The organism is Chryseobacterium pennipullorum, from assembly GCF_003384725.1.
Lineage (GTDB): Bacteria > Bacteroidota > Bacteroidia > Flavobacteriales > Weeksellaceae > Chryseobacterium > Chryseobacterium pennipullorum.
Genome location: NZ_QNVV01000011.1, coordinates 72,179 through 88,145, shown reverse-complemented (window position 1 = coordinate 88,145; position 15,967 = coordinate 72,179). Strand labels below are relative to the sequence as shown.

Here is a 15,967-nt window from a genome sequence, read left to right as displayed (position 1 = left end):
ATTTTTCAATTACCAAACACACCCCAAAATATTGATACAGCGAATTCATGAAAAATGATTAAATTTGAGAAACTACATATCAAAGTAAAATGAGATATCATCTATCGGGAAATATCCCACCAAAAAGACATACGATTTTTAAGTCTCCTGAAGATAAGTTTTACTATGAACAGCTTTTCGGTACCGAAGGTTTTCATGGTATCTCTTCTCTGTTGTACCATATCCACCGCCCTACACAGATCAAATCAATCGGCGAACCTAAGGATGTGACTCCCAAAATTGCTGTTGAGAAAAACATTGCTCCCAGAATGTTTAAAGGAATGAACGTCACCCCTGAAGATGACTTTATGGACAGCCGAAAGATCCTTCTGATGAACAATGATCTGAAAATGGGATTGGCGAAGCCGAGAAAATCAATGGATTATTTCTACAAAAATGCAGAATGTGATGAGCTTCTATATGTTCATCAGGGAACCGGAGTTTTAAAAACATTTGTAGGAGACCTTGAATTTGTTACTGGAGATTATCTGATCATCCCAAGAGGAACCATCTATCAGGTAGAGCTTAAGTCTGATGATACTGTATTTTTTGTATTGGAAAGCCACTCTCCTATTTATACACCGAAAAGGTATAGAAACGAATTCGGACAGCTTTTAGAACATTCTCCGTTCTGCGAAAGAGACATGATTGCACCAGCTTTCAGAGAACCGATTGACGAAAAAGGAGAATTTTTAATCAAAGTAAAAAAAGAAAACCAGATCACGGACTTCATCTATGCGACACATCCGTTTGATGTGGTAGGCTGGGACGGATATTTCTATCCTTACAAATTCAATATCAAAAACTTTGAGCCCATTACCGGAAGAATTCACCAACCGCCACCGGTTCACCAGAATTTCGAAGGACACAATTTTGTCGTGTGCTCATTCTGCGCTAGAATGTATGACTACCATCCACAGGCTATTCCGGCTCCTTACAATCACTCCAACATCGATTCTGATGAGGTTTTATTCTACACGGAAGGAGACTTTATGAGTCGTAATCATATAGACCTGATGGATTTCACCCTTCACCCGGGAGGAATTGTACACGGACCTCACCCCGGTGCTATGGAAAGAAGTATTGGTAAAAAGTTCACGGAAGAATACGCTGTAATGGTAGACCCATTCCGTCCTTTAAAGATTACCGAAGAAGCTTTAAAAGTGGAAGATCCTTCGTATAAAACTTCATGGCTGGAGTAAGATGACAACAATCATAATTCATCCCATCACGAGAAAGCCAAAAACAATTCAATATTTTCGTTAAAAAGTATTGCTGAATACATACAAAAGACGCTTTAAATCCTTTATTTAAAGCGTCTTTTTTCGTAAATTTGTAAGGCATGGTTAACATGATAACCATCATTATTTTTCATATCGCATCCTGAGTAATGGTGGTTTAAAACAAAATCAATATTACATGTTAGAAAGAATCAGATTAGAAAGTCTACACCAAAAAGTAACAACAGCTGAACATGCTGTTAAAATCATTAAAGACGGCATGACCATCGGGTCCAGCGGCTTTACAAAAGCAGGAGATAGCAAAGCCATTTTACCTGCCCTGGCAGAAAGAGGAAAAACAGAAAATCTTAAGGTCACCTTAATGACCGGTGCTTCACTGGGACATGGGACTGATGGAAAATTAGCAGAAGCCGATGTTTTAAAAAAAAGAATGCCGTTTCAGGTAGACCCTGTTTTAAGGAAAAAGATCAACGCAGGTGAAATTCTATTCATCGATCAGCATTTAAGTGAAAGTGCCGAACTTCTTCACACCAAAAACCTTCAGAGTATTGACGTTGCTGTCATTGAAGCCGCCTATATTGAAAGAGACGGAAGCATTGTTCCGACTACTTCAGTGGGAAATTCGGTAACCTTTGCTGCTTTAGCTAAAAAAATTATCATCGAAATCAACACGGAAGTTCCGGAAGAAGTCTACGGGATCCACGATATTTATCAGGCAGACGATTATCCATACCGAAACGTCATTCCTATTGTTGCTCCCTGGAACAAGATTGGCAGAAAGAGTATTCCGGTTGATCCGGATAAAATTGAAGCCATTGTTTTTACAAGCCTTAAAGACAGCCCCGCAGATATTGCCGAGCCTGATGAAAAAACAACAGCCATTGCCGGACATCTTCTGGGCTTTTTTGAAAATGAAGTTCGTCTGGGACGTCTTACCGACAGGCTGCTTCCCCTTCAGGCAGGTATTGGTAAAGTAGCCAATGCAGTGCTTACAGGATTTAAAGACAGCAATTTTTACGATCTGACTATGTTTTCTGAAGTACTTCAGGACAGTACATTCGATCTGATAGACTCGGGCAAGCTAAGCTTTGCGTCAGCATCATCCATTACCGTTTCTCAGGAATGCTATGAGCGCGTATTAGGAAACCTGTCCAGGTATAAAGAAAAATTTGTTTTAAGACCTCAGAATATTTCCAATACGCCAGGACTGATCCGAAGACTGGGAGTAATTGCCATTAATACCGCTATTGAGTTCGATATCTACGGAAACGTCAACTCCACCCATATCGGAGGAACAAAGATCATGAACGGAATCGGAGGTTCCGGAGATTTTGCCAGAAATGCATATCTAAGTATTTTTGTCACTCAGGCCGCCTCAAAAGGGAATCATATTTCCCACGTTCTACCGATGGTTTCCCATACCGATCATACCGAACATGATGTTGATATTCTGGTGACCGATATCGGATTGGCAGATTTAAGAGGGTTGGCACCACGAGAGCGGGCACAGACCATTATCGACAACTGTGTTCATCCTGATTACAGAGAAGAACTCCAGTCTTATTTTGACAGAGCTTGCGAAAGAGGAGGGCATACCCCACATTTATTGGAAGAAGCCTTCAGCTGGCATCTACGATTCTCAGAAACAGGAAGTATGAAACAGCTTACAGAAGTAGAAATTTCCAGTTAGGAATTTCATTTTTAATTATTATCAGGACCCGATACAGAGTATTGGGTCCTGTTTTTTTTAACATGTTTTAACCCGTTCATTCCACATGATAAAAGTCTTTATAATATCCAGAGAATATTTAGAAAACTAACATTATAAATATTATCTTTGAAAGAAGATAGGTGTTTTTGTAGGTAGAAAATGATAGGAAAAACCATTCATGAATATTTTAAAAAATAAAGTATGCATAATTACATAAGCGCAGAAGAAGCGATATATACGATCAAAAGTGGCAACCGTGTATTTTTTCACGGCAGTGCATGTACTCCCAATTACCTCATCGATGAACTTGCCCGACAGTCGCACCGGCTGGAAAACGTGGAAATGGTCTCTATTACCCAACAGGGCAATGTGGAAATTGCCAAGCCGGAGTATAAAAAAAGTTTTTTCATCAACTCATTATTCGTATCCACTCCTGTGCGTGATGCTGTCAATTCAGACCGGGGTGATTTTGTTCCTGTATTTCTAAGTGAAATACCCATCTTGTTCAGAAAAAACATTCTTCCTCTCGATGTCGCTCTGATTACGGTCTCACCACCGGATATCCATGGTTTCTGTACACTGGGAACTTCAGTAGACATCGCGAGATCTGCTGTCGACACGGCAAAGATCATTGTAGCCATTGTCAATCCCAGAATGCCAAGAACCCATGGTGATGGAATGATCCACATCAGCAGGATTCATAAACTGGTATGGCATGAGGAGGAACTTCCCACTGTAGATTACGGTTCAAAAGTAGGTCCGGAAGAAATGCTTGTAGGAAAACATGTCGCAGAGCTTATTGAAGACCGTTCTACGCTTCAGATGGGCATCGGAACCATTCCTGATGCAGTTTTAAAATGCCTTACCAACCACAAAGACCTGGGAATTCATACCGAAATGCTGAGTGACGGGGTTATCGACCTTATTCAGGATGATGTTATCAACAATAAATACAAAGGTTATAATGATAATAAAACCATCACAAGCTTTTGTTTCGGGACCCGAAAACTCTATGATTATGTTGATGATAACACCGTATTTGCTTTCAGAGATGTAAGCGAGGTGAATTTTCCGATCAATATTATGAGAAATAAAAAACTGGTGGCCATCAATTCCGCTATTGAAATTGATCTCACAGGACAGGTATGCGCCGACTCTATCGGAACAATGCAGTACAGTGGTATCGGGGGACAGATGGATTTCATGCGTGGTGCCGCACTGAGTGAGGATGGAAAACCAATCATTGCCATTACTGCCAGAACTAAAAAAGGAGTTTCAAGAATTGTCCCTTTTCTTAAACAGGGTGCCGGTGTCGTTACAACAAGAGGCCACATTCACTATGTAGTCACAGAATATGGAACAGCTTATCTGTATGGGAAAAACCTTCGCCAAAGGGCACAGGAGCTTATCAGCATTGCTCACCCGGATGACCGGGAGATGCTGGAGAGGGCAGCTTTTGAAAGATTTAAACACTGATAATTAAGAGCAGGATTTCCACGTCTTTTCTGCTGAAATCCAAAAACAGATTTTGAACCCAGGCAAATGTAAACATAAAAAAAATTTAACATTTTGGCAGTATTTTTGATAAAACTCTTTCTAAAACAAGAAAGTTGAAGACTATATATAATTCGATACGGGAAGAAGTAGTAAGGCATTCAAAAATAAGGAATTCGGTTTTGGGGAATGTGAATGAATGGAAAAGAAGCCACTATATTATTCTCTCCGAGATCATTAAAGATGAACTATCTGAAGCGGAAGAACTGAAAGGAGGAAAAAAATTTGAAATCGGAAATACCATTTCGCATGTTACCTTACAAAGATTTTTTGAAAATGATTACCAGGACAAGACACACAACGATCTCAGGTTCTTAAAGACCTTGGATAAGATCTGTATTTTTTTGGGATATAAAGATCTCAACGACTACATTCTTTTTGTAAGGCAAAAGCAACAGGAGAATAAGGATGCAGATGACCAATCGTTTACCACGCAGATGGTCTATAATTATTGTGCAACTGCCTTTGAGTTCTGCAAACAGTTTCCGGACCACAATACCAAGCTGTTCAAAGATCTTGTATTTGATGATTCTCCTTTTCTGGAACGGGTTTCACAGTTCAGTAAAGAGCTTTGCGATAAGGATTTTCAGCTGGTGACAAAAAACAACCGTTCCAATTATGAAGTTTTTGACATTCATATCGTTACCGACGAACCGGACAAGAAAATCCTGGAATCCCAGGAATTCTGGAATCTGCTGTTCAAAGTAGGCGAAACTGGGGAAGAACATTTTGTCAATCAGTTGAGTACCCAGATTTATTTTATCCGGAAAATAGGTGACTCCTGGAAGATTTGGGATAACTATAATCCGGACGCCGGAAGATTAAACCGACAAATATAAATAATAAGAAAGCCGTAGAGAATATCTGCGGCTTTCATGTTCGAAACATTTTTTTCACTTGTCTTTTGTATTACAAATGTAATAAGCCTTTTTCAAACGTAAGAAACTTAAATATACTTAAGTAAACATTTCTTTAACTTTATGTTAAATATATTCAACGATTCCTGCTTATTATTTTCGCCATATCCAAGTTTTTTGTAATTTGCATACCAATAAAATAAAAGTAAAAGAGAAAATATGTCAACACTTACATTTGCCGAGAAAATTGCTCAAGCAGAAAATTTCTTACCGATCAACGGTACAGATTATATTGAGTTTTACGTAGGAAATGCAAAACAGGCTGCCCATTATTACAAAACCGCTTTCGGTTTTCAGTCTGTAGCCTATGCGGGTCCTGAAACAGGAGTAAGAGACCGTGCATCTTATGTGCTTCAACAGGGAAAGATCAGATTGGTTCTTACAACAGGGCTTACTTCAGATTCTCCTATCAACGAACACGTAAAAAAACATGGTGACGGAGTAAAAATTTTGGCACTTTGGGTAGATGACGCGTATGCAGCTTTTGAAGAAACAACTAAAAGAGGTGGAAAACCTTATCTGGAGCCTGTAACTTTAACTGATGAGCATGGCGAGGTAAAAATGTCCGGAATCTACACCTATGGAGAAACTGTTCACATGTTTGTAGAAAGAACAAATTATGATGGTGCTTTCATGCCCGGATATGAAAAGTGGGAAAGCGACTATAAGCCTGAAGAAGCAGGATTGTTATACGTGGACCACTGTGTAGGAAATGTTGACTGGAACAGAATGATCCCAACAGTAGAATGGTATGAAAAAGTAATGGGGTTTGTCAATATTCTTTCCTTTGATGACAAACAGATCAATACAGAATACTCCGCATTGATGTCCAAAGTGATGTCAAACGGAAACGGATATGCCAAATTCCCTATCAATGAACCTGCTGAAGGTAAAAAGAAATCCCAGGTGGAAGAATACCTTGATTTCTATGAAGGAGAAGGGGTACAGCACATTGCCGTTGCCACCAAAGATATCATCCACACGGTAACCGAGCTAAAAAAACGTGGTGTAGAATTCCTTTCTGCTCCACCGGAAGCTTATTATGATATGGTTCCAGAAAGAGTAGGCCATATTGATGAAGATCTTAAGAAACTTCAGGATTTAGGTATACTTATTGATCATGATGAAGAAGGGTACTTACTTCAGATCTTTACAAAACCTGTAGAAGACCGCCCTACTCTATTCTTCGAAATCATTGAAAGACACGGCGCACAGAGTTTCGGTGCCGGAAATTTCAAAGCATTATTTGAAGCATTGGAAAGAGAGCAGGAAAGAAGAGGTAATCTTTAATTTTACATTAAAAATATTTAGTTTTGTCAGGATACCCTATTCTGACAAAACTTTTTTATAAAACACAATATATGAGAAAATTGTTACTTGGAGTTTTATTTTTTGGAACATTAGGCCTAAAGGCCCAATATGGAACACTGAATGAAATTCTTAACCGACTTGAACAAAGAAAAGGCATCAATCAGCATCTTGAAAAAGTGAATATTGATAACAAGAAATTTGTTTTCATTAAAGATGAGGCCGACCACACAGAAAGAGATTTTATTATTTTCAAAGGAAATGATGCTACCTACGTAGAGGTTTTCGATGATAAAGCAACAGGGGAAAGCAGTTCTAATGTTTTCACCGGCGATATCATTAGAAAAAACAATATTATTTCTTTACGGGCAGACAAGCTTGAAAATAAAAAGATTCCCATGCCAGTCACCAAAACTTTATTGCTGACCAGACAGGATGATATCCTCTATCTCATTGATGTCAATACGCGCGACAGATGGATTGATGAAGCATCTTATTCAAAAAAGGCAAAATAAATTTTCCGGGGAAATTTCTCAGGATGATATTTAAATCTAACTAAAATCTAAACTTATGAAATCATTTGTAGACTATTCCTCAAATTCGGATTTTTCTATACATAATATTCCTTTTGGAGTTGCAGTTTTTAATAAAGAATACATCGGATGCTGCACAAGAATCGGAGATCAGGTTATTGATCTTGCTACCTTGTATGATCTGAGCTATTTTGATGATATTGAAGGACTTGATGACAATGTTTTTGAAGCCTATACCCTCAATGAATTTATCGAGCTGGGTAAAAACGTGACCAATGTCGTACGGACCAGAATTCAAACCTTGCTACAGGAAGGATCCACCTTATCAAAAGATCAGAAAACCATCGAAGAAGCTTTCTATGATCTGGATAAGGTAAAAATGATGATGCCTGTACACATCCCGAATTATACGGATTTTTACAGCAGCATCGAACATGCTACAAATGTGGGAAAAATGTTCCGTGATCCGGCAAACGCTTTATTGCCCAACTGGAAACACTTACCGGTAGGCTACCACGGAAGAGCCTCCTCTATTGTCGTTTCAGGTACAGATATCAACCGCCCTAAAGGTCAGATGAAGCCTGCTGATGCAGATAAACCGGTTTTTGGACCTTGCAAGCAGTTGGATTTTGAGCTGGAAATGGCTTTCATCATTAATAAAAACACGGAAATGGGCGAAAGTATTTCCACAAAAGAAGCTGAAGATGCCATCTTTGGAATGGTGGTTTTCAACGACTGGTCAGCAAGAGATATTCAGTCTTGGGAATACGTTCCGCTGGGTCCGTTCCTTGCGAAGAATTTCGGTTCATCCATCTCTCCATGGGTAGTTACTCTTGAAGCTTTGGAGCCATTCAGAACCGCTTCTCCTGTACAGGATCCTGAGGTATTGGACTACCTGAAGTTTGATGGCGAAAAAAACTATGACATCAACCTTGAAGTGTATATCCAGCCAGAAAACGGAGAGCAGAATCTCATCTGTGAAAGTAACTACAAGCATATGTACTGGAATATGACCCAGCAGCTGGCGCACCATACAGTGAACGGATGTAACGTGGAGGTCGGTGATATGTATGCGAGTGGCACTATTTCCGGAAATGATCCTAAATCTTTCGGTTCTATGCTTGAATTAACCTGGAGAGGTCAAAACCCTTTATCACTAAATAACGGTGAAGAAAGAAAATTCATTGAAGATAACGATACCGTTACCATGAAGGCATGGGCTGTAAAAGACGGTGTGCGAGTAGGTTTTGGTGAAGTTTCAGGTAAAATTATTCCAACACTTTAATAATTTTTAAACACTTAAGTTTTTTAAGTTACATGATAATGGTAAAATTAAGTTCACTTTAGGTTTTTGAAAATCTATGATTTTCATTTTCAAATATTATGATTACTCAAAAATTGATTAATGATCTATCTTACAAAATCATTGGAGCTTGTATAGAAGTACATAAACTAGCAGGCCCCGGTTTGTACGAAGAGGTGTATCATCAATGTTTAGAAAAAGAATTTAATCTGATAGGTTTAAAATACCAAAGTGAACTTGAAATACCATTCTTGTATAAAGGCAAGCATATAAATTGCAAGGTAAAATGTGACTTTTTGATTGAAGAATTAATTGTTTTAGAATTAAAATCTGTAACTGAAATTCATCAAATTCATAAAGCTCAAACCATAAACTATATGAATCTTTTACAAGTTCCTCGTTCAATCCTAGTTAATTTTAATGTTACAAACCTTTATCACGAAGGTTGTGAATCTTTTGCCTCTAAAATATTTAAAGAACTTCCAAAAGAATGAAAATCGAAGATTTTCAACCTTAAGTGTTCTTTTATATGCAGCAACAGAAATAACTAAAATAACTTAAGTGTTAATAGAAAAATATGAAAACAGTAATCCCCTCCGAACTCACGTCCGTACAGCTTCAAACCATTATGCAGACGGCTGTCTCACCCCGCCCGATTGCTTTAGCTTCTACAGTGGATAAAGACGGTACGATCAATTTATCACCATTCAGTTTTTTTAACATGTTCAGTACGGTTCCTCCGATTCTGATCTTTTCACCATCGAGGAGAGTCCGTGACAATACGACAAAACATACCCTGGAGAATGTGATTGAGGTTCCCGAAGTCGTTATCGGAACCGTAAATTTTCCTATTGTACAGCAGATTTCTCTAGCCTCTACCGAGTATGAAACAGGGGTGAATGAGTTCATCAAAGCCGGCCTTACCATGAAAGATGCTGATCTCGTACAACCGAAACTGATTGAAGAGTGTCCTGTAAACTTTGAATGCAAAGTTGTAGAGGTAAAGTCCCTTGGAGATCAGGGTGGCGCCGGAAATCTGGTTATCTGTGAAGTGCAGAAAATTCATATCCGCGAAGAATATCTGAACGAAGCAGGAAATCTGGATCAGCAAAAACTGGATATGGTAGCCCGTTTGGGGAGCAACTGGTATTCCAGAAGCAATGAAAACAGTTTATTTGAAGTACCAAAACCGTTAGTCACAAAAGGAATTGGTTTTGATCTGCTGCCGGATGCCATCAAATACAGTAAAGTATTTTCAGGAAACGACCTGGGGATGCTTGCCAATACAGAAGTTCTGCCTGCCGGAAATTTCCATGCCGAGGAAGACATTCATCTAAATGCCCAAAAACTCCTTTTGGAAAGCAAAGTTGAAGAAGCCTGGACGCTTTTGATCATGAAATAAAGTAAAAGCCTGAAATTTCAGGCTTTTTTGTACTAAGGAAATCACCATCAGTAATGGGAATGATTTTTTTATGTTTCACTTCCCTATTTACTTTTATTACTTCCTCTTTATTTTACCTTTAACGCATCTGAAACCTTAATCTTTCCTTTTTCAGCAAAGTGGGTCACTTGCTCATTTTTATCAATGGAAACATTCAAATTGTCATTATGAGCATCAAAATAAATGGACGTAGAATATCCCGGACAGTCGTGCTGTTTGCATCCGGAAAGTTTGTAGATACCATTCTCAGAGGAGACCGGACTTTCCACATTGAAATTTTTTACCATTTCATCGTACTGATTTCCTACAAGTTTTTTAAGTCTGGCTGTAATATTTTTATCTTCAAACAACTTAATGTCATGGGGATACTTTCCAACGCTTTTGGTAATGATATTTTCTGCCAGAACCGGGGTGGACGAAGGAGTCGGTGTCGTGACTGTTGCAGAATCGGTCTGTGCAACAACTACAGAGTCTTTTGGCAATACGGTAGCCAGAGTATCTGTACTTACAGAAGATTCTGTTTTTACTTCTTTTTTACATGAAACAGCAGTTACTAATAATGATAGCGCCATAGCGCCAGTAAGAATGTTCTTCATAATTTTTTTTATAGTGATGGTATGATAACGTCATTTAAGCCGTTTTATTTCAAGTTTTTATTAATAAAATCAATACATTTTTCGGTTGCTTTGTTCAGATCCTGAGGCATCGTAAGATCTGTCCAGGGCTCTTTGGCACCAAACGTATGATTTCCATTTTCTATCAGGAACAGCTCAGAGTTCGGATTAAGAATATGGAGGTGTTCCGCCTGCTTTACTTCTACTGCTTCATCTTCCGTTCCATGAATAATCAGCAAATAGGCTTTGGCCATTTCCGTAGCCCGCTCCACATCAAAGCGATGCACGTTTTGCTCATAATCTTCGTAAAACTGGTAATAATGCGGCATTTCCTGTTGGGTACGCCCATTCAGGGCATAATAGACCCCTTTTTCTTTCCAGTGGTCAAAAGCTTCTTCTCTTGGAAAACGATCCAGACTATCTACGCTGGCCAGCGTAATAAGCCCATTGATTCGTTCATCTTCAAATGTCTTGATAATAGAAATTCCTCCTCCCCTGCTGTGACCAATCAAAACAATTTTCTCATCATCGACATGTGGATTTTTACTGAAATAGTCTATGACCACCCCTAAGTCGGAAAGCTCCTTCGAATAATTATTATTTCCAAAAGCCTCAAGATCTCCGAAGTTAAGCGGATCATGTATTGTTGTTCCGTTATGTGAAAAGTTAAACTTAACGAAGAAAAAGCCGGCAGCTGCAAATTTTTCTGCCATCAATTCCCAGGCGCCCCAGTCTTTATAGCCTTTATAACCATGAACAAAAATAACCAAAGGAAGCTGTCGCTCTGTCTCAGGGTAACAGGCATCTGCAAGGAAATCTTTTGTTTCAGGATTGGAAATGAGGATATTTTGTTTTTTAATGATATTCATATTCGATACTTTATACGCGTGATCTGCTTAGCATTTCACAATGAGGTTTATATTCATCTTATCCATGCTTGAAATTTACCCGGCTTTGGGAATTTCTGTTATAACAATGGGTCAAAATTCATTTTTCACTTAAAAATATTAAAAATAGAATTAAACACAAAGTAAAACCTTATTTTTGCTTCATGCAGAATTTAAGAACTGTAACCGTAATGCGTTACATTCTGCCACTGAGAGAGGGAGGTTCTCTTCCCGCGTTGGCAGAGGCTGATGATGACTTTAAATATGTTTTAAAATTCCGTGGTGCCGGCCATGGAGTGAAAATGCTGATCTCTGAACTTTTAGGAGGAAAGATTACAGAAGCTTTGGGACTCAAAATTCCCGAGCTGGTTTTTGTCAATCTCGATGCTGATTTTGGAAGAACCGAAGCTGATGAGGAAATACAGGATCTGCTGAAATCTTCTGAAGGACTGAACCTTGGACTGCACTATCTTTCCGGGTCGATCACTTATGATCCTGGCGTCCCTATAGATGCTCTTCTGGCTTCAAAAATAGTGTGGCTGGATGCCTTTATTACCAATATAGACCGTACTTTTAAGAATACAAATATGCTGATGTGGCATAAAGAACTGTGGATTATTGATAACGGGGCTTCGTTCTATTTCCATCATTCATGGCAGAATTTTGATACGGCGGCAAAAACACCGTTCAAGTATGTGAAAGACCATGTACTTCTGCCTAAAGCAACGATGCTGGACGAAGCTGAGCAATTTGCGCACGAAATACTGAACGACGATCTGTTCAGAGACATCGTGAATTCTATTCCTGAAGACTGGCTTCAATGGAATGATGCAGATGAAACTCCCGATGAAATTCGTGAAATTTATTTTCAGTTTATGAAAACCAGACTGGAAAACTCACAAATCTTTGTAAATGAAGCTAAAAATGCAAGAGGATAAAATATATGAATATGCGGTAATACGCCTGGTACCCAAAGTTGAAAGAGAAGAATTTTTCAATATCGGACTGGTGATGTTTTCCAAAAAAGAAAAATTCATCCGGGTGGAATTTTATTTATGTCCGGATAAATTCAGGCTGATGCACAGCAAGCTGGATTATGAAGATGTCATCCACAATCTGGAAAGCTTTCAGAAAATTGCCAACGGCGAGAAAGACGGCGGACCTATTGCACAACTCGACATTCCGGAACGTTTCCGCTGGCTGACTGCTGTAAGAAGTGCTGTCGTTCAGACTTCAAGACCTCATCCGGGAAAATCAAGAGATCTGAATACTACTTTTGGTAAGCTTTTTGAGGAATTAGTACAATAGCAGATTCTTCAAAAAAATTATATTATGAGAGTATCCTCCTACAACATATCACATTACAGGTTTTTTACAAACCTGTTTTTTATTTTATTTTTAAACTTTTCTCACTTATCCTTTTCGCAAAATTTTCCACAGACACCTGTAAAAGCTCTACCTGTTAAGAGTACACTTCTACCGGATATTGCCCATGTTTCTGAAGATATTGTATACAAAACCAACAGAAACGGAGCTCCGGTAGCGCTGGACCTTTTTATTCCTAAGAGCAAATCAGAAGACAAGCTCCCGGTGATGATCTATATCCATGGTGGAGGCTGGGTAGAGGGTGACAAAATCATCCATGCTGACAACTATGTTGAAACTACGATAGCAAAGCTGCTGGCCAAACAATACGCTGTGATCAGTATAAACTATACGCTCCTCAATAGCAGCATCCATTTCCCGCTCCCACTGGAAGACACTAAAGATGCCGTAAAGTGGGTAAGGAAAAATGCAGAAAAATATCATTTTGACACCAGTAATATCGGGCTTTTCGGGGCTTCGGCGGGAGCTCATCTCGCGTTGCTCGCCGCTTATACTCCGGATGATACATTCATGGGAAGCCCGGAGCTTTCCTCATATTCTGCAAAAGTAAATTATGTTATTGACCATTATGGCCCCACTGACCTCAATAAGCTCTTTCATACCCGCCTGGGAACAATCCCGGTAGCGATGATTGGGCTGATGTCTAAAAAGATTGTCAGCTTACAACAGAATCTGGTAAAAGGCATTTCAGGCTATGATATTCAGAAAGACCAGGACAGCGCCATACAATACCTGAAAACCATTTCCCCTGTTAATTTTGTCTCCGGAGGTGTTCCTACCTTAATTGTTCAGGGTACTAAAGATAAAATAGTTCCTCTCAGTCAGTCTAAAAAATTGTACCACAAATTAAAAAGAGCTGAAGTTCATACCTCCTTAATCATTATTGATAACGGGGTGCACGGCTTCAGAACTACTGATAAGACCGATCTGGATAAGGTTACCGATCAGATGGTAGATTTTATCGTCTCACAAAAAAAATAATATACATTTACAAGAAACACATTCATTAACAAACATAAAATCAATATCTTAAATAACAAACATTTTTAAATTTGCTATATTGATATACATATCGATATTTATTAATTGAAAATTATCTACCTTGGCTATTGCTTAAATTATTCACAACAATTAGCCTTACAATTTAATTATTCATTAATAAAAGCAAGCAATATGGACTATCTTAATAATATCAATGCGCTTACCCTTATATTTGTATCTGTTCTGATTTTTGCAATAGCCTATCGTTTTTACGGTATTTTTATTGCGAATAAAGTGCTGCGGCTTAATGACCGGCATACCACTCCTGCGGTAGAATTCGCAGATGGTAAAGATTATGTAGCCACCAATAAAAATGTACTTTTCGGACACCATTTTGCTGCCATTGCAGCTGCTGGTCCTTTGGTAGGACCTGTCCTGGCTGCTCAGTTCGGATATCTTCCGGGAGCATTATGGATTCTGATAGGCTGTGTTCTGGGAGGTGGGGTGCACGATATGGTAGTTCTGTTTGCATCGGTAAGGCATAAGGGGCAAAGTCTTGCCACGATTGCTTCCAAAGAAATCGGTAAAACCACAGGAACTGTTGCAGGTTTTGCCATTCTGTTCATACTCATCCTTACATTAGCCGGTTTATCCCTTGCCTGTATCAATGCGATGCATGAAGCTTCATGGTCACTGTTTACAGTAATCATCACCATGCCCATTGCCATTATCATGGGGCTTATTATGCGGTATAAAAAGAACAGTGTTCTTTTTGCCAGTATTCTGGGAGGCATTCTGTTGATAGCAGGAATCATCGGAGGACATGGCCTGATGCAAAATCCTACCATGAATAACTTATTTTCATGGGACATCACAACGATTTCCATTGCAATTCCTCTGTATGGCTTTCTGGCATCCGTACTTCCGGTATGGCTGCTTTTAGTTCCGAGAGATTATCTTTCTACTTATTTGAAAATAGGAACAATCATCATGCTGGCCATCGGCGTTATTGTAATTCATCCCACAGTACAGATGCCGGCGATCACTGCATTTGTGAACGGTGGCGGTCCGGTAATAGGTGGTCCTGTACTTCCTTTTATTTTTATTGTGATTGCCTGCGGAGCCATTTCCGGGTTTCATGCGGTAATTGCAACGGGCACGACTCCTAAAATGCTGACTAAAGAAAGAGAAATCCTTTTCGTAGGTTATGGTGCAATGCTGGTGGAAGGTTTCGTCGCACTAATGGCCCTTATCGCTGCATGTACATTGATGCCGGGTGATTACTTCGCCATCAATACCCCTAAGGAAGCCTATGACGGTTTTCTGGCGGCCCACCCTTCTCTGCACGGCGTAGATATTGACTATTACTCACAAAAGATAGGGATTGATCTTTATGGAAGGACTGGTGGTGCTGTTTCCTTAGCAGTAGGAATGGCTCACATTTTTAATAAGATTCCTTATATGGATCAGCTGACCGCTTACTGGTATAACTTTGCCATTATGTTTGAAGCTGTATTCATTCTTACAGCAATTGATGCAGGAACCAGAGTCGGGCGCTTCTTTCTTCAGGAAATGCTGGGATCTGTTGTTCCGAAATTCAATGATAAAAACTGGGTTCCGGGGATTATTATCAGCAGTCTGCTTTTTACTTTTGCCTGGGGGTATCTGGTGTATACCGGAAATGTAAGCAGCATTTGGCCGTTATTTGGGATCAGCAACCAGTTACTCGCCGCTTGTGGTCTTATTGTCTGTACCACGATGCTTATCAGGATGAACAGAGGGAAATATGCCCTGTGCTCAGCCATTCCAGGGGTTTTTATGGCAGGTATTACTTTCTGGGCGGGTTATATCCAGGTCACGGCTATCTATATTCCGAAAGAACAGTATTTGCTGGCAGCCTTAGCGGCAACCGCAATGCTTCTGATGCTTATCGTATTTATCGGAGCGTTCAGAAAATGGTATGAACTTTTAAAAATCAATACTACAGAAACGGACTTTTATGGAGAACAGGTAAAAGAACTTGTGGAAAGATAGTATTTGTTTTCAAATTCC

15 protein-coding genes are annotated in these 15,967 nt (G+C 39.3%); 13 read left to right on the top strand and 2 right to left on the bottom strand.

Annotated features, from left to right (window positions below; translation table 11 throughout):
- Positions 1 to 89: 89 nt before the first annotated feature.
- The 9 genes from DRF67_RS13330 (at position 90) to DRF67_RS13290 (ending at position 10,008) form a co-directional block, all read left to right on the top strand.
- Positions 90 to 1,241 (top strand): homogentisate 1,2-dioxygenase, encoded by a 1,152-nt coding sequence (locus DRF67_RS13330; protein ID WP_115928779.1) that lies wholly within the window; start codon positions 90 to 92, stop codon positions 1,239 to 1,241.
- A gap of 217 nt (positions 1,242 to 1,458) precedes the next feature.
- Positions 1,459 to 2,970 (top strand): succinate CoA transferase, encoded by a 1,512-nt coding sequence (locus DRF67_RS13325; protein WP_115928778.1) that lies wholly within the window; start codon positions 1,459 to 1,461, stop codon positions 2,968 to 2,970.
- 222 nt (positions 2,971 to 3,192) lie between these two features.
- The gene (locus DRF67_RS13320; protein WP_115928777.1) at positions 3,193 to 4,467 is read left to right on the top strand and encodes an acetyl-CoA hydrolase/transferase family protein; all 1,275 of its coding nucleotides are present in this window, start codon (positions 3,193 to 3,195) and stop codon (positions 4,465 to 4,467) included.
- Positions 4,468 to 4,601: 134 nt separating this feature from the next.
- On the top strand, positions 4,602 to 5,384 hold the full coding sequence (locus DRF67_RS13315) for a hypothetical protein (RefSeq protein WP_115928776.1): 783 nt from the start codon (positions 4,602 to 4,604) through the stop codon (positions 5,382 to 5,384).
- Between the two features lie 237 nt (positions 5,385 to 5,621).
- Positions 5,622 to 6,752, top strand: coding sequence for a 4-hydroxyphenylpyruvate dioxygenase (gene hppD, locus DRF67_RS13310; protein ID WP_115928775.1), 1,131 nt, complete (start codon positions 5,622 to 5,624; stop codon positions 6,750 to 6,752).
- A 71-nt stretch (positions 6,753 to 6,823) separates the two neighbouring features.
- Positions 6,824 to 7,285, top strand: coding sequence for a hypothetical protein (locus DRF67_RS13305; RefSeq protein WP_115928774.1), 462 nt, complete (start codon positions 6,824 to 6,826; stop codon positions 7,283 to 7,285).
- Positions 7,286 to 7,340: 55 nt separating this feature from the next.
- The gene (gene fahA / locus DRF67_RS13300; protein ID WP_115928773.1) at positions 7,341 to 8,588 is read left to right on the top strand and encodes a fumarylacetoacetase; all 1,248 of its coding nucleotides are present in this window, start codon (positions 7,341 to 7,343) and stop codon (positions 8,586 to 8,588) included.
- A gap of 98 nt (positions 8,589 to 8,686) precedes the next feature.
- A complete protein-coding gene (locus DRF67_RS13295; protein ID WP_115928772.1) occupies positions 8,687 to 9,100 on the top strand; it encodes a GxxExxY protein in 414 nt (137 codons plus the stop codon).
- 83 nt (positions 9,101 to 9,183) lie between these two features.
- Positions 9,184 to 10,008 carry a flavin reductase family protein gene (locus DRF67_RS13290; protein WP_115928771.1) on the top strand — a complete coding sequence of 275 codons (825 nt, stop codon included), beginning with the start codon at positions 9,184 to 9,186 and terminating at the stop codon, positions 10,006 to 10,008.
- A 107-nt stretch (positions 10,009 to 10,115) separates the two neighbouring features.
- Here the strand turns inward: DRF67_RS13290 and DRF67_RS13285 are convergent, their stop codons facing one another.
- On the bottom strand, positions 10,116 to 10,643 hold the full coding sequence (locus DRF67_RS13285; RefSeq protein WP_115928770.1) for a hypothetical protein: 528 nt from the start codon (positions 10,641 to 10,643) through the stop codon (positions 10,116 to 10,118).
- 44 nt (positions 10,644 to 10,687) lie between these two features.
- A complete protein-coding gene (locus DRF67_RS13280) occupies positions 10,688 to 11,530 on the bottom strand; it encodes an alpha/beta hydrolase family protein (protein WP_115928769.1) in 843 nt (280 codons plus the stop codon).
- Between the two features lie 182 nt (positions 11,531 to 11,712).
- Here DRF67_RS13280 and DRF67_RS13275 point away from each other — a divergent pair, with 182 nt between their 5' ends.
- From DRF67_RS13275 to DRF67_RS13260, 4 genes are all read left to right on the top strand, one after another.
- A complete protein-coding gene (locus DRF67_RS13275; protein WP_115928768.1) occupies positions 11,713 to 12,486 on the top strand; it encodes a HipA family kinase in 774 nt (257 codons plus the stop codon).
- A complete protein-coding gene (locus DRF67_RS13270; RefSeq protein WP_115928767.1) occupies positions 12,473 to 12,856 on the top strand; it encodes a DUF3037 domain-containing protein in 384 nt (127 codons plus the stop codon). The genes DRF67_RS13275 and DRF67_RS13270 overlap by 14 nt, the downstream gene beginning before the upstream one ends.
- A 24-nt stretch (positions 12,857 to 12,880) precedes the next feature.
- Positions 12,881 to 13,915: an alpha/beta hydrolase gene (locus tag DRF67_RS13265; protein WP_115928766.1), complete on the top strand. Its 1,035-nt coding sequence runs from the start codon at positions 12,881 to 12,883 to the stop codon at positions 13,913 to 13,915.
- A 192-nt stretch (positions 13,916 to 14,107) separates the two neighbouring features.
- The gene (locus DRF67_RS13260; RefSeq protein WP_185142114.1) at positions 14,108 to 15,949 is read left to right on the top strand and encodes a carbon starvation CstA family protein; all 1,842 of its coding nucleotides are present in this window, start codon (positions 14,108 to 14,110) and stop codon (positions 15,947 to 15,949) included.
- Positions 15,950 to 15,967 lie beyond the last annotated feature (18 nt).

What these genes read in the sequence shown, in the direction of transcription:
- DRF67_RS13330 (WP_115928779.1), top strand. Translation starts at nt 90, where the DNA reads ATGAGATATCATCTATCGGGAAATATCCCACCAAAAAGACATACGATT.
- DRF67_RS13325 (WP_115928778.1), top strand. Translation starts at nt 1,459, where the DNA reads ATGTTAGAAAGAATCAGATTAGAAAGTCTACACCAAAAAGTAACAACA.
- DRF67_RS13320 (WP_115928777.1), top strand. Translation starts at nt 3,193, where the DNA reads ATGCATAATTACATAAGCGCAGAAGAAGCGATATATACGATCAAAAGT.
- hppD (WP_115928775.1), top strand. Translation starts at nt 5,622, where the DNA reads ATGTCAACACTTACATTTGCCGAGAAAATTGCTCAAGCAGAAAATTTC.
- DRF67_RS13305 (WP_115928774.1), top strand. Translation starts at nt 6,824, where the DNA reads ATGAGAAAATTGTTACTTGGAGTTTTATTTTTTGGAACATTAGGCCTA.
- fahA (WP_115928773.1), top strand. Translation starts at nt 7,341, where the DNA reads ATGAAATCATTTGTAGACTATTCCTCAAATTCGGATTTTTCTATACAT.
- DRF67_RS13295 (WP_115928772.1), top strand. Translation starts at nt 8,687, where the DNA reads ATGATTACTCAAAAATTGATTAATGATCTATCTTACAAAATCATTGGA.
- DRF67_RS13290 (WP_115928771.1), top strand. Translation starts at nt 9,184, where the DNA reads ATGAAAACAGTAATCCCCTCCGAACTCACGTCCGTACAGCTTCAAACC.
- DRF67_RS13285 (WP_115928770.1), bottom strand. Translation starts at nt 10,643, where the DNA reads ATGAAGAACATTCTTACTGGCGCTATGGCGCTATCATTATTAGTAACT.
- DRF67_RS13280 (WP_115928769.1), bottom strand. Translation starts at nt 11,530, where the DNA reads ATGAATATCATTAAAAAACAAAATATCCTCATTTCCAATCCTGAAACA.
- DRF67_RS13275 (WP_115928768.1), top strand. Translation starts at nt 11,713, where the DNA reads ATGCAGAATTTAAGAACTGTAACCGTAATGCGTTACATTCTGCCACTG.
- DRF67_RS13270 (WP_115928767.1), top strand. Translation starts at nt 12,473, where the DNA reads ATGCAAGAGGATAAAATATATGAATATGCGGTAATACGCCTGGTACCC.
- DRF67_RS13265 (WP_115928766.1), top strand. Translation starts at nt 12,881, where the DNA reads ATGAGAGTATCCTCCTACAACATATCACATTACAGGTTTTTTACAAAC.
- DRF67_RS13260 (WP_185142114.1), top strand. Translation starts at nt 14,108, where the DNA reads ATGGACTATCTTAATAATATCAATGCGCTTACCCTTATATTTGTATCT.